18 protein-coding genes and 1 pseudogene are annotated in these 24,378 nt (G+C 65.8%); 10 read left to right on the forward strand and 9 right to left on the reverse strand.

What is annotated here, in order from left to right; all coding sequences use genetic code 11:
* Positions 1-156: 156 nt before the first annotated feature.
* The 5 genes from acnB to V8Z74_RS17985 form a co-directional block, all read right to left on the reverse strand.
* A complete protein-coding gene (gene acnB, locus V8Z74_RS17965) occupies positions 157-2,748 on the reverse strand; it encodes a bifunctional aconitate hydratase 2/2-methylisocitrate dehydratase (protein ID WP_349710465.1) in 2,592 nt (863 codons plus the stop codon).
* 110 nt (positions 2,749-2,858) lie between these two features.
* Positions 2,859-3,440 (reverse strand): hypothetical protein, encoded by a 582-nt coding sequence (locus V8Z74_RS17970; RefSeq protein WP_066481202.1) that lies wholly within the window; start codon positions 3,438-3,440, stop codon positions 2,859-2,861.
* Positions 3,441-3,471: 31 nt separating this feature from the next.
* Complete coding sequence (locus V8Z74_RS17975; protein WP_349710466.1) at positions 3,472-4,485, reverse strand: HpcH/HpaI aldolase/citrate lyase family protein; 1,014 nt, start codon at positions 4,483-4,485, stop codon at positions 3,472-3,474.
* Positions 4,482-5,288: a trans-aconitate 2-methyltransferase gene (gene tam, locus V8Z74_RS17980; protein WP_066481192.1), complete on the reverse strand. Its 807-nt coding sequence runs from the start codon at positions 5,286-5,288 to the stop codon at positions 4,482-4,484. Before tam ends, V8Z74_RS17975 begins: the two co-directional genes overlap by 4 nt.
* Before the next feature lie 9 nt (positions 5,289-5,297).
* Positions 5,298-6,284, reverse strand: a complete 987-nt coding sequence (locus tag V8Z74_RS17985; RefSeq protein WP_349710467.1) for a malate dehydrogenase — start codon at positions 6,282-6,284, stop codon at positions 5,298-5,300.
* Between the two features lie 230 nt (positions 6,285-6,514).
* Between V8Z74_RS17985 and V8Z74_RS17990 the strand changes: the two genes are divergently transcribed.
* From V8Z74_RS17990 to V8Z74_RS18020, 7 genes are all read left to right on the forward strand, one after another.
* Entirely contained in the window at positions 6,515-7,306 is a 792-nt protein-coding gene (locus tag V8Z74_RS17990) for a GntR family transcriptional regulator (RefSeq protein ID WP_066481179.1), read from the forward strand.
* Positions 7,307-7,453: 147 nt separating this feature from the next.
* Positions 7,454-7,879, forward strand: a complete 426-nt coding sequence (gene sdhC, locus V8Z74_RS17995) for a succinate dehydrogenase, cytochrome b556 subunit (protein WP_066481173.1) — start codon at positions 7,454-7,456, stop codon at positions 7,877-7,879.
* Between the two features lie 43 nt (positions 7,880-7,922).
* The gene (gene sdhD / locus V8Z74_RS18000; protein WP_066481169.1) at positions 7,923-8,288 is read left to right on the forward strand and encodes a succinate dehydrogenase, hydrophobic membrane anchor protein; all 366 of its coding nucleotides are present in this window, start codon (positions 7,923-7,925) and stop codon (positions 8,286-8,288) included.
* 33 nt (positions 8,289-8,321) lie between these two features.
* On the forward strand, positions 8,322-10,127 hold the full coding sequence (gene sdhA / locus V8Z74_RS18005) for a succinate dehydrogenase flavoprotein subunit (protein WP_066481161.1): 1,806 nt from the start codon (positions 8,322-8,324) through the stop codon (positions 10,125-10,127).
* 27 nt (positions 10,128-10,154) lie between these two features.
* Positions 10,155-10,859: a succinate dehydrogenase iron-sulfur subunit gene (locus tag V8Z74_RS18010; protein WP_066481159.1), complete on the forward strand. Its 705-nt coding sequence runs from the start codon at positions 10,155-10,157 to the stop codon at positions 10,857-10,859.
* Complete coding sequence (locus tag V8Z74_RS18015; protein WP_066481158.1) at positions 10,859-11,152, forward strand: FAD assembly factor SdhE; 294 nt, start codon at positions 10,859-10,861, stop codon at positions 11,150-11,152. The genes V8Z74_RS18010 and V8Z74_RS18015 overlap by 1 nt, the downstream gene beginning before the upstream one ends.
* 30 nt (positions 11,153-11,182) lie before the next feature.
* Positions 11,183-12,493: a citrate synthase gene (locus V8Z74_RS18020; protein ID WP_066481157.1), complete on the forward strand. Its 1,311-nt coding sequence runs from the start codon at positions 11,183-11,185 to the stop codon at positions 12,491-12,493.
* A gap of 225 nt (positions 12,494-12,718) precedes the next feature.
* Here V8Z74_RS18020 and V8Z74_RS18025 read toward each other — a convergent pair whose 3' ends face one another.
* Entirely contained in the window at positions 12,719-13,702 is a 984-nt protein-coding gene (locus V8Z74_RS18025; protein ID WP_349710469.1) for a quinone oxidoreductase family protein, read from the reverse strand.
* Between the two features lie 178 nt (positions 13,703-13,880).
* Here V8Z74_RS18025 and V8Z74_RS18030 point away from each other — a divergent pair, with 178 nt between their 5' ends.
* The 3 genes and pseudogenes from V8Z74_RS18030 (at position 13,881) to V8Z74_RS18045 (ending at position 20,682) form a co-directional block, all read left to right on the forward strand.
* Positions 13,881-15,185, forward strand: a complete 1,305-nt coding sequence (locus V8Z74_RS18030; RefSeq protein ID WP_349710470.1) for a DEAD/DEAH box helicase — start codon at positions 13,881-13,883, stop codon at positions 15,183-15,185.
* 187 nt (positions 15,186-15,372) lie between these two features.
* A pseudogene (gene proA, locus V8Z74_RS18035) lies at positions 15,373-20,135 on the forward strand (anti-phage protein ProA).
* Between the two features lie 100 nt (positions 20,136-20,235).
* Complete coding sequence (locus tag V8Z74_RS18045) at positions 20,236-20,682, forward strand: helix-turn-helix domain-containing protein (RefSeq protein ID WP_349710476.1); 447 nt, start codon at positions 20,236-20,238, stop codon at positions 20,680-20,682.
* A 69-nt stretch (positions 20,683-20,751) separates the two neighbouring features.
* Here the strand turns inward: V8Z74_RS18045 and V8Z74_RS18050 are convergent, their stop codons facing one another.
* From V8Z74_RS18050 to V8Z74_RS18060, 3 genes are all read right to left on the reverse strand, one after another.
* On the reverse strand, positions 20,752-21,369 hold the full coding sequence (locus V8Z74_RS18050; protein WP_349710478.1) for a YdeI/OmpD-associated family protein: 618 nt from the start codon (positions 21,367-21,369) through the stop codon (positions 20,752-20,754).
* A 310-nt stretch (positions 21,370-21,679) separates the two neighbouring features.
* Positions 21,680-22,774: a porin gene (locus tag V8Z74_RS18055; protein WP_349710479.1), complete on the reverse strand. Its 1,095-nt coding sequence runs from the start codon at positions 22,772-22,774 to the stop codon at positions 21,680-21,682.
* A gap of 264 nt (positions 22,775-23,038) precedes the next feature.
* Complete coding sequence (locus V8Z74_RS18060; RefSeq protein ID WP_502879578.1) at positions 23,039-24,025, reverse strand: tripartite tricarboxylate transporter substrate-binding protein; 987 nt, start codon at positions 24,023-24,025, stop codon at positions 23,039-23,041.
* Positions 24,026-24,378: the final 353 nt, after the last annotated feature.

Below are 24,378 nucleotides of genomic sequence, written 5' to 3' on the forward strand. Positions count from 1 at the left end.
CCCTGATGCAGTTGCGCTTCGCTTCGTTCGTTGTGACTAACTTACGACGGGACTTGCCCCCGTAGGAGTGCGCCCATGCTGGGCGCACAAGAAAAAAGCCCGCGGGACTCGCATCCCGCGGGCTTTTAGCGGCGGGCCCCGAAGGGCCCCGGCAGCTTAGGCGGTCACCCCCTTGGCGACGTCCGCGTATTCCTCGATCTGGTCGAAGTTCATGTAGCGGTAGACGCTGGCCTTGTCGGCATCGATCACGCCCATTTCCTGGAGATATTCCTCCTTGGTGGGCAACTTGCCCAGGCGCGAGGCGATGGCGGCCAGCTCGGCCGAGCCCAGGAACACATTGGTGTTCTTGCCCAGGCGGTTGGGGAAGTTGCGGGTCGAGGTGGAGATCACCGTCGCACCTTCATGCACCTGGGCCTGGTTGCCCATGCACAGCGAGCAGCCCGGCATTTCGGTGCGCGCACCGGCCGTGCCGAAGGCCGCGTAGTGGCCTTCCTTGATCAGCTCGCTCTGGTCCATCTTGGTCGGCGGCGCCACCCACAGCTTGACGGGGATGTCGCGCTGGCCGCCCAGCAGCTTGGCCGCGGCGCGGAAGTGGCCGATGTTGGTCATGCACGAGCCGATGAAGGCTTCGTCGATCTTGGTGCCGGCCACTTCGGACAGGAACTTGGCATCGTCGGGGTCGTTGGGGCAGCAGACGATGGGTTCCTTGATGTCGGCCAGGTCGATCTCGATCACGGCGGCGTACTCGGCGTCCTTGTCGGCCTCGAGCAGGTCGGGCTTGGCCAGCCAGGCCTCGACCTTCTCGATGCGGCGCTGCAGCGTCTTCGCGTCCTGATAGCCGTCGGCGATCATGTTCTTCATCAGCACGACGTTGGACTTCAGGTACTCGATGATCGGCTCCTTGTTGAGCTTGATCGTGCAGCCGGCGGCCGAGCGCTCGGCCGAGGCGTCCGAGAGTTCAAATGCCTGTTCCACCTTCAGGTCGGGCAGGCCTTCGATTTCCAGGATCTTGCCGGAGAAGATGTTCTTCTTGCCGGCCTTGGCCACGGTCAGCAGGCCGGCCTTGATCGCGTACAGCGGAATCGCATGCACCAGATCGCGCAGGGTCACGCCGGGCTGCATTTCGCCCTTGAAGCGCACCAGCACGGACTCCGGCATGTCCAGCGGCATCACGCCGGTGGCGGCGCCGAAGGCCACCAGGCCCGAGCCCGCGGGGAAGGAGATGCCGATGGGAAAGCGCGTGTGCGAGTCGCCGCCGGTGCCCACGGTGTCGGGCAGCAGCAGGCGGTTGAGCCAGCTGTGGATCACGCCGTCGCCGGGACGCAGGGCCACGCCGCCGCGGTTGGAGATGAAGGCGGGCAGCTCGCGGTGGGTCTTGACGTCCACGGGCTTGGGATAGGCCGCGGTGTGGCAGAAGGACTGCATCACCATGTCGGCGCTGAAGCCCAGGCAGGCCAGATCCTTGAGTTCGTCGCGGGTCATGGGGCCGGTGGTGTCCTGCGAGCCCACGGTGGTCATGCGCGGCTCGCAGTAGGTGCCGGGGCGCACGCCGAAGCCTTCGGGCAGGCCGCAGGCGCGGCCGACCATCTTCTGGGCCAGCGTGAAGCCGGCCTTGGACTCGGCAGGCGCCTGGGGCAGGCGGAAGGCGGTCGATGCGGGCAAGCCCAGGGCTTCGCGGGCCTTGGCGGTCAGCGAGCGGCCGATGATCAGGTTGATGCGGCCGCCGGCGCGCACTTCGTCCAGCAGCACGTCGCTCTTGAGCGCGAAGTCGGCAATCTTCTCGCCGTTCTTCTCGATCTTGCCGTCATAGGGGAAGATGTCGAGCACGTCGCCCATTTCCATCTTCGACACATCGACTTCGATGGGCAGCGAGCCCGAGTCTTCCTGCGTGTTGAAGAAGATGGGAGCGATCTTGCCGCCCAGCGTCACGCCGCCGAAGCGCTTGTTGGGCACGAAGGGGATGTCGGCGCCCGTGGCCCAGATCACGCTGTTGGTGGCCGACTTGCGGCTGGAACCGGTGCCGACCACGTCGCCCACGTAGGCGACCAGGTGGCCCTTCTTCTTCAGGTCCTCGATGAACTGGATGGGGCCGCGCTTGCCGTCTTCCTCGGGCTTGAAGGCCGCATCGGGACGGGTGTTCTTGAGCATCGCCAGGTAGTGCAGCGGGATGTCGGGACGGCTCCAGGCATCGGGCGCAGGCGACAGGTCGTCGGTGTTGGTCTCGCCGGGCACCTTGAACACGGTGACGGTGATCTTCTTCTCGACTTCGGGGCGCGAGGTGAACCACTCGGCGTCGGCCCACGACTGCATCACTTCCTGGGCCTTGGCATTGCCGGCCTTGGCCTTGGCGGCCACGTCATTGAAGTAGTCGAACATCAGCAGGGTCTTCTTCAGGCCCTCGGCGGCGATGGCGGCGACTTCGGCGTCGTCCAGCAGCTCGATCAGCGGATGCACGTTGTAGCCGCCGACCATGGTGCCCAGCAGCTCGGTGGCCTTGGCCTTGGAGATCAGGCCCACCTGGATGTCGCCGTGGGCGACGGCGGCCAGGAAGGAAGCCTTGACCTTGGCCGCGTCGTCCACGCCCGGAGGCACGCGGTGGGTCAGCAGGTCGAGCAGGAACGCTTCCTCGCCGGCGGGCGGGTTCTTGATCAGCTCGATCAGCTCGGCGACCTGCTTGGCATCCAGAGGCAGCGGGGGGATGCCTAATGCGGCGCGTTCGGCCACATGGTCACGGTAGGCTTTCAACATGGGTTCTCTCCAATGGTTTTTAGAAAAAGGCTGTGCGCCAGGCACGCTACACAGAACCGCCACGGGCGGGCATGGCGGCTCTGCGGCTGCGCGCGTTGCGCTCTATCGCCTTACTGGGCGGGCTTGGGCGCGTCCAGCAGGCTGGGAGGCGGGTTCTTCTTGATGGCTTCTGCCACCTGCTGCTGCTCGGGGCTCATGCATTCGTCGGCCAGGCGCTGGCCGGCCTTCTGGTTCATGAGCATGGACTTGTTGGCGATCTGCAGCCACACGGCGCCGGCGGCCTTGTCCTCCAGGCGCACCGTGCCCGTGGTGGTCTTCACGGGCGACATGTGGTACTTGAAGCCGCGGCCGTCCACGAAGAAGTAGCCGGGATTGGTGCTGTCGGCCGTCACGTTCACATAGGCGCCGAGTTCGCAGGGAATGCGGCCCTTGAACACGCGTTCGGATACGGCCAGCTCCTCGGTGGACAGCGGGGCGGCAGGAGCCGCAGCCACGGCAGCGGCTGCTGTGCCGGCGGCTGCAGCGCCGGCCGCAGCCTTGGCGCCCTTCTTGGCAGCAGGCTTCTTGGCCGTCTTTTGAACCGTCTTCTTTGCGGCAGTGGCCTTGGCCGGGGTCGTGCCCTGGGCCTGGGCGAAGGAGCTGGCTGCAACCAGGGGGGCTGCGATCAAAAGAGTGGCGATGAGGGTCTTCATAGGAAAGGCTCCTGCAGACTTTGCTTGAGGTTCAATGGGTTGGTTCAGGAGCAAACCACGGCTGCACCGCATCCGGTAAGGCCTGCCCTGTCTGGTGAGCGCGCTCCAGCAACTGCCAGAAATAGCGATAGCTCGCGCGATCATGTAATACCCCATCCAAACTGATGGGGGCCCAATTCTGCACTGCCGCAGAGGTAAGAATTTGTGCCGCCTGTCGCACCTCGTCAGCGGCAGGCGCAAAAGCGCGCAATATGGGACGGATCTGGTCCGGGTGGATGCTCCACATGCGCGTGTATCCCAGTTCGCGCGCGGCTTTCTGCGCACAGGCCTCCAGGGCCTGGGGATTCCTGAATTCGGTGACCACGCAATGCGAAGGCACCTTGCCGTGGGCATGGCAGGCCGCGGCGATCTCCAGCTTGGCGCGCACCACCAGCGGGTGCTCGAACTGGCCCTGGGCCGTCATGGCCGACGCGGGAATCGCGCCGCCGTGGGCCGAGACGAAGTCCATCAGTCCGAACGAGATGCTCTGCACCAGCGGATGCGCGGCAATGTCGAAGGCACGGTGCACGGCCGCCGGCGATTCAATCAAAACATGGAGCGGTATGCGCTTTCCGGATGCGCGCTGCAGGGCTTTTTCGGCAGCCAGCACATCGTCCACGCTTTCCACCTTGGGGACCATGATGTGGCACAGGCTCTCACCGGACTCGCCGGCGATGATGTCCATGTCCTGCTGGAAGGCCGCATGGTCGGCCGCATGCACGCGGGCTGCCACGCGCACGCCGGGTGTGGCGGCCACGGCGCCATTGGCCAGCGAGGCCACCAAGCGGGCATGTGCCAGTTCCTGTCCCACGGGAGCGCCGTCCTCGCAGTCCAGCGTGACGTCGAACACGCAGGCACCGAACTCCTGCAGCATCTCGGCCTGCAGTTGCAGGCTTTTGCGCATGCGCGCTTCCACGCCGCTGTAGTGATCGCAGACGGGCAGGCGCCGGGCGCCGCCCTGCGCATCGAGCAGGACCCGGGCGGGATGTACGAGTTGGGCAGTCATGGCTTGCGCTGCGCCACCAGAAAGAGACGGGGAAATGCCAGCAGGCGCTTGCCGTCCGCACGCGCGGGATAGGCGGCGTCCACGCGGCGCTCGTATTCGGCCAGGAACTCGGCCTGCAGCCCGGCGGGCAGGCCTTCTACAAAAGGCTTGAGTCCGGTGCCGCGCAGCCATTGCACGATGGCGGCGGCCGAGTCCATGGGGTGCTGGTAGACGGTGTGCCACACATCCACGCTCTGCACCCCGCGCCCGGGCGCGGCCAGCAGATCGTAATAAGCACGTATGGGCAGGATCTCGGTGCGCACCTTGTCCGCTTCGCCGATATGGGGCGCGAACTGCGGCAGGCTGGCGACCTCGCGCATCAGCCGGTGCGTCGGTTCCTCGCGGTTGTCGGGCATCTGCACGGCCAGCACGCCGCCAGGGGCCAGCGTCGACAGCAGACGGGGAATCAGCTGCTCATGCCCGCCCACCCACTGCAGGGAAGCGTTGGCATAGATCAGGTCGGGGGCGGGCTGGCCTGCTTCAGGCGCCCAGGTGGCGATATCGCCGTATGCGAAGCGGGCCTGGGGCAGCAGCTGGCGCGCCGCCTCCAGCATGGCTTCGGAATTGTCGATGCCCAGGACCTGGGCACCGGCGAAACGTTCGACCAGCAACTCGGTGGAGTTGCCGGGCCCGCAGCCCAGGTCCACGACGTGGAGGCTGCGGTCCGGTTGCGCGACCAGAGGCACCCGCGCCAGCAGCTCCGCGGCCGGGCGCGTACGCTCATTGGCAAAGCGCAGATACAGCGCGGGGTTCCAGTCTTGCATGATGCTTGCTTACAGCAGGTGCTTGACGCCGTCCTGCTCGCCTTGCAGCTCGGCCAGGGTCTTGTCGATGCATTCCTGCGAGAAGGCATCGATTTCCAGGCCCTCGACGATCTTGTATTCGCCGTTTTCGGTGGTCACGGGGAAGCCGAACACGATGCCGGCGGGAATGCCGTATTCACCGTTGGAAGGCACGCCCATGGTGACCCACTCGCCGTTGGAGCCCAGGGCCCAGTCGCGCATGTGGTCGATGGCGGCGTTGGCAGCCGAGGCAGCCGACGACAGGCCGCGGGCCGCGATGATGGCGGCGCCGCGCTTGCCCACGGTGGGCAGGAACACGTCCTTGTTCCACTCCTGGTCGTTGATCATGTCCTTGACCGACTTGCCGTCCACGGTGGCGAAGCGGTAGTCGGCGTACATCGTGGGCGAGTGGTTGCCCCAGACGGTCAGCTTCTTGATGTCGCCGACCTTGAAGCCGCCCTTGGCTGCCAGTTGCGAGGCAGCGCGGTTGTGGTCCAGGCGCAGCATGGCGGTGAAGTTCTTGGCCGGCAGGTCGGGAGCCGACTTCATGGCGATGTAGGCGTTGGTGTTGGCGGGGTTGCCCACGACCAGCACCTTCACGTTGCGCGAAGCCACGGCGTTCAGGGCCTTGCCCTGGGCGGTGAAGATCTGGGCGTTGGCGGCCAGCAGGTCGGCGCGCTCCATGCCGGGGCCACGGGGGCGGGCACCGACCAGCAGGGCGTAGTCGGTATCCTTGAAGGCCTGCAGGGGGTCGCTGTGGGCTTCGATGCCGGCCAGCAGGGGGAAGGCGCAGTCTTCCAGTTCCATGATCACGCCCTTCAGGGCGTTCTGTGCCTTCTCGTCGGGAATCTCGAGCAGTTGCAGAATGACGGGTTGATCCTTACCCAGCATTTCGCCGGAGGCGATGCGAAACAGCAGGGCGTAACCGATTTGGCCAGCGGCGCCGGTGACGGCGACACGAATGGGCTTCTTGCTCATGGTGAAACTCCAGTTTTGGAAAAAATTGAGATGTTACCGGCGCCAGGTTGCACCAGCGTCCATCACCAGCAGCCCGTGCTCCGCAAACATGGCGAAAGTGTACTGCCGATTTGAAAGCTCGGTCAATTTGTCTTATGTCTTATATAAGATATGATCGGCAAAGAGCTACACTAGCAAAAACACGACAGACTTTACGCGTCGCACCGCGGAGGCACCCCTTCACCACCCCTATGCCGACCCTTCACAGCACAGCCCCAGAATCCCCTGCCACCACGACTGGCGGTACTGGCGTCTCCACTCCGGCATTCAGCCCCCTGTACCAGCAGATCAAGGGGCTCATCCTGCAAAGCCTGGAAGCCGGCGAATGGCGCCCTGGAGAGCTGATCCCCAGTGAAATGGAGTTGGCTGCCCGCTTCAAGGTCAGCCAGGGCACGGTGCGCAAGGCCATCGACGAGCTCGCTTCCGAAAACCTCGTCATGCGCCGCCAGGGCAAGGGCACCTTCGTGGCCACCCATGCGGCCCAGCAGGTCCAGTACCGCTTCCTGAAACTGCACCCCGATGCCGGCGACCTGCAGGGCGAGGGCCGTGCCGAGCGCCACATCCTCGACTGCCGCCGCCTGCGCGCCCCCGCCGAAGTGGCCCGCGCCCTGGCGCTGCGCACGGGCGATGCGGTCATGCATGTGCGCCGCATCCTGTCCTTTGCCGGCGTGCCCACGATTCTCGAGGACATCTGGCTGCCCGGCCACGCCTTCAAGGGGCTCACGGTCGAGCAGATGTCCAGCTACCAGGGGCCGACCTACGCCATGTTCGAACTCGACTACGGGGTTCGCATGGTTCGTGCCGATGAAAAAATCCGCGCCGTCCTGCCCGACGCCGAACAGGCCCAGCTGCTCAATGTCCCCTGCAGCACCCCCCTGCTCAGCGTGGAGCGCACGGCTTTCACCTACAACGATGTTCCCATGGAGTTACGCCGCGGCCTCTACCGCACCGATACCCATCATTACCGCAATGCATTGAGCTGAATCTCCTGGGAAAATAACCCATTGCACCGAAACCTACGTGCCCGGTACGCATTTCCCGGTAAACCACTTGTGCTGCATTGCAATAGAATTTTGTATCGCTTCGCACTAGCGATTACAACGCAGTTACATCCACGAAAGTACCCTGCCATGACAGAGCAACAAGCCAAACAGCGGCCCGAGTTCCGCAACATCCATCTCTTCAAGGACTTGACGACCTACCGCCTGCCGCCCGCAGGCATCGTGTCCATCCTGCACCGCGTCAGCGGCCTGCTGATGTTCCTGCTGCTGCCGTTCATCATCTGGATGTTCGACAGGTCGGTGTCCTCGGAGATTTCGTATGACGGATTCACCGCCGTGTTCGGCGGCAGCTTTGGCTGGTTCGCCAAGCTGGTGTGCCTGGCGCTGATCTGGGCCTACCTGCACCACTTCTGCGCCGGCATCCGCCACCTGGTCATGGATGTGAACCATCACGCCGTCAACAAGCAGACCGGCAAGAGCACGGCGCTGACCGTGCTGGCGATCAGCCTGGTCCTGACCGTGGTGCTGGGCGCCAAGCTGTTTGGCCTGTACTGAGATACAGCCGCCAGTCGATAACACCTCACGATAAGGAAAAACCATGTCCGTGAACTACGGCTCCAAGCGCATCGTCGTCGGCGCGCACTACGGTACCCGCGACTTCCTCGCCCAGCGCGCCACCGCCCTGCTGATCGCCATCTACACCGTGGTCCTGCTGGTGCGCTTTCTCACCACCAGCGGCCCCATCGGCTACGAGCAATGGGCCGGCATCTTCGCGCCCCAGTGGATGAAATTCCTGACCCTGACCGTCTTCGTGGCGCTGGGCTGGCACGCCTGGATCGGCGTGCGCGACATCTGGATGGACTACGTCAAGCCCGCGGGCCTGCGCTTCCTGCTCCAGGTCTTCACCATTGTCTGGCTGGTCGGCTGCGTCGGCTGGGGCGTTCAGGTTCTGTGGCGTCTCTGATCGAGACACAGTCTCCACGATTGAAGGTTAAGAATGAGCTATACCAAAGCAAACATCACCAAGCGCAAGTTTGACGTCGTCATCGTCGGTGCCGGCGGCTCCGGCCTGCGCGCCGCGCTGGAACTGTCGCGCGCCGGCCTGTCGGTCGCCTCGCTGTCCAAGGTCTTCCCCACCCGCTCGCACACCGTGGCTGCGCAGGGCGGCGTGTCCGCCTCGCTGGGCAACATGAGCGAGGACAACTGGCACTACCACTTCTACGACACCATCAAGGGCTCCGACTGGCTGGGCGACCAGGACGCCATCGAATTCATGTGCCGCGAAGCGCCGAACGTCGTGATCGAGCTCGAGCACTTCGGCATGCCCTTCGACCGCAATCCCGACGGCACGATTTACCAGCGTCCCTTCGGCGGCCACACGGCCAACTACGGCGAAAAGCCCGTGCAGCGCGCCTGCGCCGCGGCCGACCGTACCGGCCACGCCATGCTGCACACGCTGTACCAGCAGAACGTCAAGTCCAAGACCAACTTCTTCGTGGAATGGATGGCCCTGGACCTGATCCGCAACACCCAGGGCGACGTGGTCGGCGTGACCGCCATCGAACTGGAGACCGGCGACCTGTACGAGCTGCACGCCAAGGCCGTGCTGCTGGCCACGGGCGGCGCCGGCCGCATCTTCCAGGCATCGACCAATGCCTTCATCAACACCGGCGACGGCCTGGGCATGGCAGCCCGTGCTGGCATCCCGCTGCAGGACATGGAGTTCTGGCAGTTCCACCCCACCGGCGTGGCAGGCGCGGGCGTGCTGCTGACCGAAGGCTGCCGTGGCGAAGGCGCCATCCTGCTCAACAGCGAAGGCGAGCGCTTCATGGAGCGCTACGCGCCCACGCTGAAGGACCTGGCACCGCGCGACTTCGTGTCCCGCTCCATGGACCAGGAAATCAAGGAAGGTCGCGGCTGCGGTCCCAACAAGGACTACATCCTGATGAAGCTGGACCACCTGGGCGCCGACACCATCCGCAAGCGCCTGCCCTCCGTGGAAGAAATCGGCCACAACTTCGCCAACGTGGACATCACCAAGGAGCCGATCCCCGTGGTGCCCACCATCCACTACCAGATGGGCGGCATCCCCACCAACATCAACGGCCAGGTCGTGACCTGGGACGGCCAGCAGAACCGCGTGGTCAACGGCCTCTACGCCGTGGGCGAATGCTCCTGCGTGTCGGTGCACGGCGCCAACCGCCTGGGCACAAACTCGCTGCTGGACCTGCTGGTGTTCGGCAAGTCCGCCGGCAAGCACATCGTGCAGTTCGTCAGGGACTTCGGCGACCACCATGCCGTGCCGGCCGACGGCGCCGACCGCACCCTGGCACGCCTGAACCAGCTGCAGGAATCCAAGGACGGCATCTATGCCCAGGACATCGCCAACGACATCCGCTCCTCGATGCAGCAGCACGCCGGCGTGTTCCGCACGCAAAAGGGCATGGACGAGGGCGTGGAGAAGATCAACGCCATCCGCGAACGCGTGGGCTCCGTGACCCTGAAGGACAAGTCCATGGTCTGGAATACCGCGCGCATGGAAGCGCTGGAAGTGGACAACCTGATCGAAGTCGCCCAGGCCACCATGACCTCGGCGGCCGCCCGCCACGAGTGCCGCGGCGCACACACCGTGTACGACTACGAGCACCCTGCCGACCACCCCGATTTCCCGCTGGGCCGCAACGACAAGGAATGGCTCAAGCACACCCTGTGGGACAGCGCCACCAACAGCCTGTCCTACAAGCCGGTGAACTTGAAGCCCCTGACCGTTGACAGCGTGCCGCCCAAGGTCCGCACGTTCTAATCCAGCAGCCCACGAGAGAAGATCAAAATGAAGCGTACTTTCAAAATCTACCGCTACGATCCGGACAAGGATGCCAAGCCCTACATGCAGACCGTGGAAGTCGAGCTGGACGGCCATGAGCGCATGCTGCTGGATGCGCTGGTCAAGCTCAAGAAGATGGACCCGTCCATCGCCTTCCGCCGCTCCTGCCGCGAGGGCGTGTGCGGCTCCGACGCCATGAACATCAATGGCAAGAACGGCCTGGCCTGCCTGACGAACATGAACACCCTCAAGGGTGAGATCGTTCTCAAGCCCCTGCCCGGCCTGCCGGTGATCCGCGACCTGATCGTGGACATGACGCAGTTCTTCAAGCAGTACCACTCGATCAAGCCCTACCTGCAAAGCGATCTGTATGCATCGCCGAGCAAGGAGCGCCTGCAGTCGCCCGAAGAGCGCGAAGAGCTCAACGGCCTGTACGAGTGCATTCTGTGCGCCAGCTGCTCCACCAGCTGCCCCAGCTTCTGGTGGAATCCCGACAAGTTCGTGGGCCCGGCCGGCCTGCTGCAGGCCTACCGCTTCATCGCGGACAGCCGCGACACGGCCACCGGCGAGCGCCTTGACAACCTGGAAGATCCGTACCGCCTCTTCCGCTGCCACACCATCATGAACTGCGTGGACGTGTGCCCCAAGCACCTGAACCCCACTGCAGCCATCGGCAAGATCAAGGAGCTGATGGTTCGTCGAACCATCTGATGCGTATGACGAATGCCCTGCTCGAAGAACGTGAGCGCGACCTGCTGCGGTGGCGCTGCCGCCGCGGCCTGGTCGAGAACGATCTGTTCATCGAGCAGTTCTTCGCCACCTACGGAAACCGGCTCACGCAGCAGCATGCAGCCGGCCTGTCTGCCTTGATGGATCTGGCAGACAACGACCTGATGGATCTTTTCCTGCGCCGCAAGGAACCTGAAGGCCAACTCGATACCCAAGAAGTCAGGGAAGTGCTGGAGATGGTGCGCAAGCGCCAGCCCGGCGCCCAATCCCGGTAGGTTAGGCAAACTAGAGAAGGAAGTTTGGAAATGAAACTCGCTGACAACAAAGCAACGCTGTCTTTCAGCAACGGTGCTCCCAGTGTCGAGATGCCCGTTTACCAGGGCAGCATCGGCCCGGATGTGATCGACATCCGCAAGCTCTATGCCCAGACGGGCATGTTCACCTATGACCCGGGCTTCCTCTCTACCGCTGCCTGCCAATCGGCCATCACCTACATCGATGGCGACAAGGGCGAGCTGCTGTACCGCGGCTACCCCATCGAGCAGCTGGCCAAGAACTGCAACTTCCTGGAAACCTGTTACCTGCTGCTGTACGGCGAGCTGCCCAACGAGAAGCAGAAGGCCGAATTCGAAGACACCGTGACCAAGCACACGATGGTCAACGAGCAGATGCAGTTCTTCCTGCGCGGCTTCCGCCGCGACGCTCACCCCATGGCCGTGCTGACCGGCCTGGTGGGCGGCATGTCGGCCTTCTACCACGACAGCACCGACATCAACAATCCCGAGCACCGCAACATCGCCGCGATCCGCCTGATCGCCAAGATGCCCACGCTGGTCGCCATGGCCTACAAGTACGGCATGGGCCAGCCCTACATGTATCCCAAGAACGACCTGTCGTACGCCGGCAACTTCATGCGCATGATGTTCGGCAACCCCTGCGAGGAATACAAGGTCAACCCCGTGGTCGAGCGCGCGCTGGACCGCATCTTCATCCTGCACGCCGACCACGAGCAGAACGCCTCCACTTCCACCGTGCGCCTGTGCGGCTCGTCGGGCACCAACCCGTTTGCCGCCATCTCCGCCGGCGTGGCCTGCCTGTGGGGCCCTGCCCACGGCGGCGCCAACGAAGCCTGCCTGAACATGCTGGAAAGCATCCAGGCCAACGGCGGCATCGAGAAGGTCGGCGAGTTCATGGAACAGGTCAAGGACAAGACCAGCGGCGTCAAGCTGATGGGCTTTGGCCACCGCGTCTACAAGAACTACGACCCCCGCGCCAAGCTCATGCAGGAAACCTGCAACGAGATCCTGGCCGAGCTGGGCCTGGAGAACGACCCCCTGTTCGCCCTGGCCAAGAAGCTGGAAAAGATCGCCCTGGAAGACGACTACTTCGTTCAGCGCAAGCTCTACCCGAACGTGGACTTCTACTCGGGCATCGTGCAGCGCGCCATCGGCATCCCCGTGAACCTGTTCACCGGCATCTTCGCGCTGGCCCGCACCGTGGGCTGGATCGCCCAGCTCAACGAGCAGATGGCCGACCCCGAATACAAGATCGGCCGCCCCCGCCAGCTGTTCACCGGCTCCGTGTCGCGCGACGTCAAGCCCATCGCCCAGCGTTGATCGCCCGGCCAGGCCCGGCTCGCCGGACCTGAATGAAAAAGCCCGCAGGACGCCAGTCCTGCGGGCTTTTTTTTTTACGGGCCGTGGCCGCATGCCTGCGGCCATGCAAGCCATGGCGCTTGCAAAAAAAGGAGCATTTCACGCGCGTCTTGCCATGATTTCAAGCTGATTTCGCGTCCAAATCTTTGGCCGGCAGGCGCCAGCAGCCCCTGTTTTCATAGCATCTCAAGGCACCAGCACAATGGGTACCACGGCGCCATGGGCCTCGAGCTCGCGGTGCGCGGCCGCCGCATCGGCCAGCGCAAAGGCCCTTGGCTCGGCCATGCGGAAATGCTTTTTGCGCAGCGCCTCGAACACGCGCGCGGCCATGGCCTCGCGCTCTGCGGGGCTCCGCACGAAATGGAACACCATGGGCCGGCACACGCTGGCAGAGCGGGCCGCCAGGCGCGCGATCTCCAGCGGCGGCACGGGCCCCGAAGACTGGCCGTACATCACCAGCTGGCCGCCGAAGGCCAGGCTGGCCAGCGAACCGTCGAAGCTGTCGCGGCCCACGCCGTCGTAGGCCACGTCCACGCCATGGCCCCGGGTGAGCGCCATCACGCGCGCGGCCACGTCCTGCGCACCCTCGCCGCGGTAGCGGATCACCTCCACGCAGCCGGCCTGATCGGCCTTCCTGGCCGTGGCATCGCTGCCCGCCGTACCGATGACCATGGCGCCCAGCTGCGTGGCCCACTGGCTCAGGATCTGGCCCATGCCGCCGCCCGCGGCCTGCACCAGAATGCGCGACCCCTCGGCCACCTGCGCCACGCGGTGCAGCAGCACATCGGCCGTGAGGCCGCGCAGCAGGCTGGACGCCACGAGATCGTCGCCGAGGTCGTCGGGCACCGCGATCAGTTCCTCGGCGTCGATCACGCGCTCGGTGGCATAGATGGCGTAGGCCGACGACACATAGGCCACGCGGTCGCCCGCCTTCCAGCGGGCCACGCCCTCGCCCACCTCGGCCACCACGCCCACGGCCTCGATGCCGGGCGTGCCCGGCAGCGCCAGCGTCTTGTACAGGCCCGAACGCACATAGATGTCGTGGAAATTCACCCCGATGCGCGTGTGCCGCACGCGCACCTGGCCGCGCGCGACAGGCCGGGGCTCCACCGTGGCGATCTGCAGCACTTCGGGGCCGCCGTATTCCGTGATCACAATGGCCTGTGCCATGAACGTCTCCTTGCTGTGCATCGGGCACATGCCCGCCTGCTGCGAATGTAGCGTCCACGGCTTTTCCCTTGTGCGGCACTGCGATGCCGCAATTCACGCACAATGCGCCACCTGCCCTGCCGCCGCATTCCTTGCGCGCGCCGGCGTGCCCCCTCTTCTTCTTTTTCTCTTGTCCACCATGTCCTTTGCCACCCTCGGCCTGCGCTCCGAACTTGTGAATGCGGCCCAAGACCTGGGGCTGGCCGAGCCCACGCCCATCCAGCAGCAGGCCGTGCCGGCCGTTCTGGCCGGGCGCAACCTCCGGGCCTGCGCGCCCACGGGCTCGGGCAAGACAGCGGCCTATCTGCTGCCGCTGTTGCAGCAATGGCAGGCATCAGGCGCCGCCCGGGCCCGCACCGGCTTTGTGCGCACGCTGGGCACGCTGATCCTGGTGCCCACGCGCGAGCTGGCCCTGCAGGTGCACGAGACACTGAGCGATCTGGTGCGCCACCTGCCGCACAGCCCGCGCTGCCGCGTCGTCTACGGCGGCGTGTCCATCAATCCGCAGATGATGCAGCTGCGCGGCAGTGCCGATTTCCTCGTGGCCACGCCCGGCCGCCTGCTGGATCTGGCGGCGCATAACGCCATACGCCTCAGTGCCGTACAGCACCTGGTGCTGGACGAGGCCGACCGCCTGCTGGACCTGGGCTTTGCCGAGGAGCTGAACCGCGTGCTGGCCCTGCTGCCGCGCCAGCGCCAGACCCTGCTGTTCTCCGCCACCTATCCCCAGCACGTGGAAGCCCTGGCCGACGGGCTGCTGCACGAACCCGTGCGAGTCCAGGTGGATTCGGATGCCGGCGCAGAGCGCGCCAGCAGCCCCGAGAACATCGTCCAGCGCGCGATCGCCGTCGACGGCAGCCGCCGCATGCAACTGCTGCGCCAGCTGCTGGAGGACGGCAAGGACAGCCCGGACTGGGAGCGCGCGCTGGTCTTTGTCGCCAAGCGCCACACGGCCGAGATGCTGGCCAACAAGCTGTACCGCGCCGGCATCTATGCCACCACCTTCCACGGCGACATGAGCCAGGGCGCACGCAAGGAGGTGCTGGAGCAGTTCAAGGCCAAGCGCTGGCAGCTGCTCATCACCACCGACCTGGCCGCGCGCGGCATCGACATTGCGCAGCTGCCCGCTGTCGTCAACTACGACCTGCCCCGCTCGCCGGCCGACTATATCCACCGGATCGGCCGCACGGGCCGCGCCGGCCATGCGGGGACAGCCATCAGCTTCGTCACGCCGGCCGACACCGCGCACTGGAAGCTGATCTGCAAGCGCAACCAGCTCGATATCGCGCTGGAGCAGCTTCCCGGGTTCGAGCCCACCGAAGAAGCTCCGCCGCCACCTGTTGCGCAGGACGGCAACGGCGGCATCAAGGGCCGCCGCCCCAGCAAAAAGGACAAGCTGCGGGCCGCGGGGCTTTTGCCTTCCGCCAAGCCTGGCCAGAGCTGAGGGCGGGCCGGATTTCCCAGTACAGTCAGTGCCAACTGATTGACCCGGAAAATCCATGTCCGCCCATGTGAATCTGAATCACGGCGCCGACGACAGCTCCGCGCCAGCGCTTTCAGGCGCGGAGCCTGCCGGCGCCGCTGCGCCCGCTTGCCCCGTCGCCCGCCAGCTCGAAAAAAGCCGCAAGACGCTGCTGGACCTGTCCACCCGCAACCGGCTGCTGAGCCTGCCCCAGTCCGGCAGCGCCAGGCTGCTGCATTTCGCCGACGAGCTCACACCCGAAATCTATCGGCTGATGGTCGAAGAAAACAGGGCCATGCGCTTTGTGCCCGCCAAGGCGGACGAGCCGGCCCAGGCCCCCGATGCCGATGCCGATGCCGATGCCGATGCCGATGCCGATGCCGATGCCGATGCCGATGCCGATGCCGATGCGGCAGGCCTGGCGTCGCTTGCCCTGCCCCAGCCTGAAGACGGTGCCGACGGCGCGGGCGACATGCCCGACGAGCGCGGCATAGCCCAGCGCCACCGCGACCTGGGGCTGCAGACACGGCTGACCACGGACAAGCTGCAGCGCCGCCTGCTGGACATGTACTACGACGCCCGCACCTTCATCGAGGAGCAAGGCGTCAACATCCTGTTCCTGGCCCTGGGCCAGTTGCAGTGGTTCGACCGCAACGCGCCCGACAAGCCGCGCCTTGCCCCGTTGATCCTGCTGCCCGTGGCCCTGGAGCGCCAAAGCGCGGCCCAGCGCTTCACCCTTTCCTGGCTGCAGGAGGACGCGGCCGAGAACCTGTCGCTGGCCGCCAAGCTCAAGGCCGACTTCGGCCTGGAACTGCCCGAATTCAAGGCAGGCGAAGACTTCGATCCGGCTGGGTACCTGGAACAGGTCGCCGCCGTGGCCGCCTCCCAGCCCGGATGGCAGGTACTGCCCCATGCCATGACGCTGGGCTTTTTCAGCTTTGCCAAGTTCCTCATGTACCGCGACCTGGACGCGGGCACCTGGCCTGACGGCAAGCGCCTCGACCGGCACTCGCTGATTGCCGCGGCCTTGCATGACGGCTTCGAGGCCCGCGAACGCATCTTTCCCGAGGATGCCGACGTGGACCGCCTGGTTCCCGTGGACAGCCAGCGCCATGTGGTCGATGCGGACAGCTCGCAGTCCCTGGCCATCGAGGCCGTGCGCCGCGGCGAGAACCTGGTGATCCAGGGTCCGCCGGGCACCGGCAAGTCCCAGACCATCACGAATGTGATCGCCGCCGCGATTGCCGACGGCAAGAAGGTGCTGTTCATCTCCGAAAAGATGGCGGCGCTGGAAGTGGTCAATCGCCGCCTCGGGTCCGTGGGCCTGGGCCCGGCCTGCCTGGAGCTGCACAGCCACCATGCCAACAAGCGCAAGGTGCTCGAGGAGCTCAAGGCCACGCGCGACCTGGGCCGCCCCCGCGTGGAGCATCGCGACCAGATCATCGGCGAGCTCACCAGCGTGCAGCAGCAGCTCAATGCGCACAGCGAGACCATGCATGCTCCGCTGGCGCCCTGCGCACTCACGCCCTACCAGATCCTCGGCCAGCTGGCCCGGCTGGATGCGGTGCAGATCGCCCATCTGCCCGACCTGCTGCAAGGCGCCGCCGGCTGGACGCCCCAGCAATTCCAGGACCGCCGCCAGACCGTGCAGGCCCTGCACCAGGCCGCCGCCAAGGTGGCGCCCGTTGCCCGCCACCCCTGGCGCGGCGTGGCCCACCCGGCCCTGCTCAAGCTCGATGCAGAGCGCTTCCAGCAGCAGCTGCCGGCGCTGCGGCAGGCGTTGCAGCAGCTGCTGCAAGACAGCAGGCAGCTGGCGCAATCGCTGCAGGCGCCACCGCCCGAAGACATGCAGGCGATCCACGAGCAGATCGCCCTGGCGCGGCAACTGGCTTCGGCCCCGGCGCTGGACCGGCAGGCCGTCGCCCATGGGATCTGGAGCCACGGCCTGGGCCAGCTGCAAAAGCTGCTGGAATGCGGCACGCAGCTGGGCAGCCTGGCCGCCGAGATTGACAGCCGCTTTGCGGCATCGGCCTGGCAGCAAGACTGGAATGGCGCCCGCCAGCGCATTGCCGCCCATGGCGATTCGTTGTTTCGCATCTTCAACGGCAGCTACCGCCAGGCGGTCGCCAGCGTCAAGGCCCACCTCAAGGCGGCGCTGCCTGCGGCAAGAACCGAGCGCCTGCAGCTGCTGGACAGCCTGATGCAGGCCCAGGCCCTGCGCCAGGCTCTGGCCCGGCAGGACGCGGATGGCGCCGCCGCCTTCGGCCAGCTCTGGCACGGCGAGCAAAGCGACTGGGAGCAGCTGCGCACCGTGCTGCGCTGGATGGAGGGGACCGACGGCCAGGGCCGCAGCGAGGCCTTCCGCCAGCTCTATGCCCGATTGCCGTCGCCCGCGCATTGCGCCGAGCTGGCCGCGACGGCCGCCACATCGCTACAGAAACTAGAGCTTATTGCGCAGACCGTACTTGCAAATTACCAGTTGGACATCGAGGAATCCTTTGGCGCACCAGCGCTGAGCGCTATCCCTTTGCAAGCACTGGAGGAGCGCCTGGAACAATGGCTGGCCCGGCCGGCAGCGCTGCTGGACTGGACCTCATACCATGCCATCCGCGTCCAGGCGCGCCAGGCCGGTCTGGCGCCCCTGGTGGAGCAGCTGGAGCAGCAGGCCCTGGCGCCGGATGCGCTCGCCCCCGCTTTCGAGCGCTCCTACTACGAGGCCCTGCTGCGCCAGGCCACGCAGAGCGCGCCGCAGCTCGTGGGTTTCAACGGCGATCAGCACAGCCAGAAGGTGCGCCGCTTCCGCGCCCTGGACATCGAACGCATAGAGCTGGCGCGCGCCCAGTCCGCCCTCGCCCATTACGAGCAGGTGCCGCGCGGGGCCGGCGGCATGGGTCCCATGGGCGTGCTCAACGGAGAAATAGCGCGCAAGCGCGGCCACATGCCGCTGCGCAAGCTGTTCAAGCATGCGGGCGAGGCCGTCCAGGCCATCAAGCCCGTGTTCATGATGAGCCCGTTGTCCGTGGCCCAGTTCCTGGAGCCCGGCGCCGTGGAGTTCGACCTGCTGGTGATCGACGAAGCCAGCCAGATCGAGCCCGTGGATGCGCTGGGTGCGATGGCCCGCTGCAGGCAGCTCGTGGTGGTGGGCGACGACCGCCAGCTGCCGCCCACGCGCTTTTTCTCGCGCATGACCAGCGAGCAGGACGAATTCGACGACGAGGAAGGCGATTCGCCGGTCGCCGGCGCCGCCGATGTCGAGAGCATTCTGAGCCTGTGCCTGGCCAAGGGCATGCCCCAGCTCATGCTGCGCTGGCACTACCGCAGCCGCCACCAGTCGCTGATCGCCGTGTCCAACCAGCAGTTCTACAACAGCGCGCTGTTCATCGTGCCCAGCCCCTACACGGCCCGCGCCGGCATGGGGCTGCGCTTCAACCATCTGCCCGAAGGGCGATTCGACAGCGGCGGCACGCGCGTCAACCGCGTCGAGGCCCGGACCATTGCCCGCGCCATCATGCAGCATGCGCTGCTCACGCCACAGCTGAGCCTGGGCGTGGCCGCGTTCTCGCTGCAGCAGAAAATCGCCATCCAGGACGAGCTGGAGCTGCTGCGCCGCCAGCAGCCCGAGGCCGAGCCTTTCTTCGTGGCTCATCCCAATGAGCCTTCTTCATCAAGAACCTCGAGAACGTGCAGGGCGACGAGCGCGACGTGATCTTCATCTCGGTCGCCTATGCGCGCAATGCCCAGGGCTATCTGCCCATGCGCTTCGGCCCGGTGAGCGCCGATGGCGGCGAGCGCCGCCTGAACGTGCTGATCTCGCGCGCCAAGCAGCGCTGCGAGGTGTTTTCGTCCATCACGGCCGACGATATCGACCTGGAGCGCGGCAAGGGCAAGGGCGTGGCGGCGCTCAAGGTCTTTCTGCAATACGCGGCCACCGGCCAGCTGGCGCTGGCCGGCCGCAGCGGGCGCGCGCCGGAGTCGCCGCTCGAGGAAGACGTGCTCCAGGCCTTGACTGCGCACGGACTCCAGGTCGAGCCCCAGATCGGCATTGCCGGCTTCTTCATCGACCTGGCCGTGGTTGATCCGCAGCGGCCGGGCCGCTATCTGCTGGGCATCGAGTGCGACGGCGCCAGCTACCACAGCAGCCGCTCGGCCCGTGACCGCGACCGCCTGCGCCAGGCCGTGCTCGAAGGCCATGGCTGGAAGCTGCACCGCATCTGGAGCTGCGACTGGTTCCGCCAGCCGCAAGCCGAGACCGAGAAAGTGCTGGCCGCGGTACAGGCCGCGAGGCTGGAATTTGAACAGGATCCGCCGCCAGCCCCCATTGCACCGGCGCCAGCCGCTATCGAAACAATAGAGCGCACACCTCTGGCCGAGGCCGCGTCGCCTGCCCCTGCCGGCATGCCGTACACGGAGGCCTATTTCGAGGCCCCCGATCAGGAGCTGCACAGCGTGCCGACCTCGCGCCTGGCCCAGCTGGCACTGCAGGTGGTGGAGCAGGAAGGGCCGGTGCACTTCGACGAGCTGGTCACCCGCATGCGCACGCTCTGGGGCCTGCAACGCGCGGGCAGCCGCATCCGCGAGGCGCTGGAGCAGGCCCGCGATGCCCTGCTGGCCGACCGGACCATCACCGCAGAGAACGGGTTCCTGGACCTGCCCGGCCGCACGGTGCGGGTGCGCAACCGGGCCGCAGCGGCCTCGGCCCATCTGCGCCGCCCCGACTGCCTGCCGCCATCCGAAATCCGCCAGGCCATTGTGCAGGCGCTCAAGGCCAGCCTGGGCGGCCAGCGCGACGAGCTGCCCGCCGCCGTGGCCCGGCTGCTGGGCCTGAACGCCGTGACGGCCCCGGTGCGCGAGCTGGTGCTGGCCCAGCTCGATGCCCTGCATGCCAGCGCCGCCGTGGACTTCAACGGCACGCTGTACCGGCTGCCGGGCTGATTGGGCAGACGGCGCCGATTCGGCCGGCAACCGGCGGAAAACCTCGGAAATTGCGGCAATGCGCGGGCTGCCGCATTGCCGCGCCACTACCATTGGCGCCATGCCCCGTCAGAACACCAGTCCCGCAGAGTTTCCGCCCGCCATTCTTGCGCAGATCGAGCAACTGGCACAGCGCATCGTCCAGCAACGCAAGAGCCGGGGCGAGACCCAGGCGCAGTGGGCCGCCAGGCTGGGCATTTCCCAGCCCACCATGGCGCGCATAGAGCGCGGCGATCCGGCCGTGGCCATGGCCACCTATGTGTCCTGCCTGTGGCAGCTCAATCCCGCGCTGGATCTGACCCGGCTGCTCGCAGCTGCGCCGCCTCCCCAGCAGGCGGCGGGCAGCGATGCGGTGGCCGCCCGCCCGGCCGGCGAATCAAAGAGTTCGAAGGCCCCGCTGGATCTCGGCATCAAGATGGCCGCCACCCCGGAACAGCAGGCACAGATCGAGCGCAATTTCGCCAGCGCCAAGGCCGCACTGGATTTTTTCAAAAGTCCGCTGCTCTGAGCCGGCCTTTCGCAGCGGCTCTTCGCGGCCCGGGGTCCGAGGCCCCCCATTGATCCTGCCACCCGGCCGTCAGCCCTTGTCCCGGGGCTTGAAGAGATGGATGGCTTCGCCGCGCGCGAGCATCTGCACCAACTGGGCGATACGCCTGGCACGCGTCTCGGCTTTCACGGCCGTCTGGATGCGCCACAGCACCGCATAGCGATTGGACGCATTGAGCGCTGCAAAAAAGGCCTTGGCCCGGGGCTCGGCCTCCAGCGCCGCCGTCAGGTCCCCGGGCACCGTGGAGGTGCGCGCGCCGTCGTAGGCCCGGGCCCAGCGCCCGTCGGCCTTGGCGGCGTCGACCTGCGCGAGCCCCGGCGCCTGCATGCGGCCTGCCGCAATGAGCGCCTCGGCCTTGTCGACATTGATCTTCGACCAGATGCTGCGCGCACGCCGCGGCGTGAAGCGCTGCAGAAAGTGCTGCTCGTCCAGGCCTTTCTTCTGGCCGTCGATCCAGCCCCAGCAGAGCGCGATCTCCACCGCCTCGGGATAGCTGACGCTGGGCTCAGCGGCGCCCCGCTTGGCGATCTTGAGCCACAGGCCGCCGGACGTGGCGTGATGCTTCTTCAGCCAGGCCTCGAAAGCCTTGGCGCTCCTGAACAACATCGGGGCGGTGTCGGGTGCGGTGGCGGATTTGGCGGCAGTCATCGCCCCAGTGTGCCGCAAGAGCAGCTGCATGCGATCCACGCACCATGGGCGGCCATGGCGCCTGGCAGGCCGTTGTGCCCTGGATCTGCCTGGCTTTCAGCATCCCGAAATCCGTTGCGGCCATTCGGGCTTTGGCGATGAATGCCTGCAACGCATGGCGCAGCAGCCTGCTCCGATGGCGGCGCCAGCGCGCTGCACCGTATATCCCATGACGATGCCTCTGCACAAGAGAGGCGCCGGAAAGCCGGCGCCCCCGCAACAGGCGAGACGGGCCACCAGGCTGCCCGCGCTCGCCGTATTGGCGCCGGTGTCAGAACGTATGGCGCAAGCCCACTCCAAAGCCTGTCTGGTTGACACCGGGCATCGGAGTCCCTCCCGCCTGGGCGCTGCTGGCGCCGAAAGCCGCGTTGCCGCTGTTCTTCATGTAACCCAGCGAAGCGTATGCCGCTGTGCGCTTGGACAGGTTGTAGGTCCCGCGCAGAACCACCATCTGCCCCTTGTCCGCGTTGTCCTTGTACTTGAGCTGGTTGTACTGGGCATCCAGCGTCCACGGGCCCATCGGGTAGGTGACTCCCAAAAACCACAGGTCGTTGCGTGGCGAGGCGGCGTAGCCATCATTCTTGCGGCGCATGTAGCCACCGCCGATCTTTGCGCCGCCGAGCCTGACGTAGCCGTTGAGCATGGTACGTTTGTCAACCTTGTCGCTGCTGGTCAGACCGGCGAACGCACCCGGGCCGCCACGCAGTTCGTCATGCGCCAGCGCCGCGCCCCAGGAGGCCGCATCGTACTTGAGCATGGCCGACCACTCGCGGCAGGTCTTGGCATCCGTGCTGCTTTCGCCCGCGCAGTTGGTGCCGGCCGGGCTGGGTCCGGCATTGACGGCATCGCGGCCGAAGCTATAGGTTGCGCCCACCGTCAGGCCCGAGAACGTCCCCTTGTAGGAGATGGCATTGTCGGCACGTGCATTGGGGAAGTAGTTGTCCAGGCTGGCCATGCTGTGCAGGCTGGGGCCGATCACATCGGCATCGAGCACGGACCAGAACAGCATGGTGTATTGGCGGCCCAGGCCCAGCGAGCCCCAGGAGCCGTTGAGGCTGATGAAAGACTGCCGGCCAAAGCCGCGGCCGCCCTGGTTGAACGCACCGGTATCGGGGCCGATCCCCATTTCCAGCGTGAAGGCGGCGCTCAATCCGCCGCCCAGATCCTCGCGTCCGCGAAAACCCAGGCGCGAAGGAACGCTGCCCGACAGATTGGGCATGCGCGTGAGGCTGGACTTGCTCGCGCCCACGTTGTTCATGGTTTCAACAGCCGTATCCATGATCCCGTAGATCTGGACAGATGACTGAGCCTGTGCGAGCCCTCCCAGGCCCATCAATGCAATGGTGCTTGCTATTTTTTTAAACAACTTTGTCTCCGTTATGAATTTTTGGATTTCAGGAAGTCTTCATGCGGTGGTATTCGTGGTGACGCACTCCTCTCTTGCGGCTTCATTGGGTACAGGCAGGCGGCAGTGCGCAAAACAGCCGCGCGCCCTGCCGCCCGGTGGCAATAAACCGTTGCCATGCAACGGGACAGCCGCCAGCGGCGAATGCTGCAATCGCCGGCCCCGGAATGTCGGCCGACCGCCGATTGCCGTTCCTGGCCTACCGAAATACCTGCCGGTGGCGGTTCAGGACTCGGCCGTGAAGCCGATTTGCCTGACCAGAGGCCCCCAGCGCTCGTATTCGGCCTTCTGATCGGCCGCCATCTCCTGAGGCGTGCTGCCGTGGGCCACAAGGCCGGTGACGGCCAGGGAGTCGATGACCGACTTGTCCTTCAGCGCTGCGGTAATCGCGGCGTTGGCGCTGGCGACCGTGGCCGCCGTGGCCTTGGCGGGGGCGTAGAACCCAAACCATTCTTCCGCCGTGACATCGGGATAGCCCAGTTCCGTGAACGTTGGGACATCGGGCAGGAACGGAGAGCGCCGTTTCCCTGATGTGGCCAATACGCGAAGGCGGCCGTTTTTCACGTATTGCAGATAGTCCCCGCTCGGGTTCACGGTGGCAGCGACCTGCCCACCCACCAGGTCGGTGATGCTGGGAACCACGCCGCGATAGGGCACGTGCTTGAGCTCCACATTGGCCCGCAAGCCCAGCAGCGCGCCGAGCAGGTGCGGCAGCGACCCCGAACCGGGGGAGCCATAGCTGGCCTTGCCGGGATTGGCTTTGGCCCATGCCAGGAAATCCTTCAGGGTCCTGACTTCCGGCGGCACCATGGGTCCCACTGCCAGGCCGTGGATCATGATGGCGCCGATAGACACCGGGACCGCGTCCTCGGGCTTGTAGGTGAGCTTGGGATAGATGTGCGGGTAGACCGAGAACGCCGAGACGGGGGCGAGCGCCAGCACGGAGCCGTCGGGGGCAGAGTTTTTCAGCGTCTCCACCGCAATGCGCCCGCCTGCGCCGGGCTTGTTTTCGACGTAGCCAGGATTCTTGGTATAGGACGTGCCTCCCAGCTTTTCCGCGACCCGGCGCGCAACGCTATCTCCGGCGCTGCCGGCCGGAAAACCATAGAGGACTTTGACTTGCTCCAGTGTCTGGGCCAGGACCATTGAAGGGGCTAGCCATCCAGCAACGGCAGCGCAGCCTGATGCGTGAATGAAATTGCGGCGATGCATGTACACGATGTCTCCTTTTGTTGTGCTTGAAACCTGTGGGCGGACCGTATGTGGAAGGCTGCCGCGCCGCAGTGCGCGAAGAGGCAGCTCCCGTCTCATGTCGTGGAGTGATGGATGTTTTTTTCAGGCGCAGCACCTCCCTGCCGTGCCATCGGGCACAGTTAAAGCGTGTGTCGGAAAACCTATGGAGAAGATCTCTGCCGGAAGCTATCGCGGCATTCGACCTGACGCGCCCTGGTTCGGGCCGGGCGAAAACTTTTGCCGGTCAGGAAATGGCCGGAACCGGATGTCTGTACTTGTCATGAGCTGCTTTCTTCTGGCACGTTTTTCGTTATTTCTCATAATCAACCTAG

Origin of the sequence: Comamonas sp. w2-DMI, from assembly GCF_040187735.1 — a bacterium.
GTDB lineage: Bacteria > Pseudomonadota > Gammaproteobacteria > Burkholderiales > Burkholderiaceae_C > Comamonas > Comamonas terrae.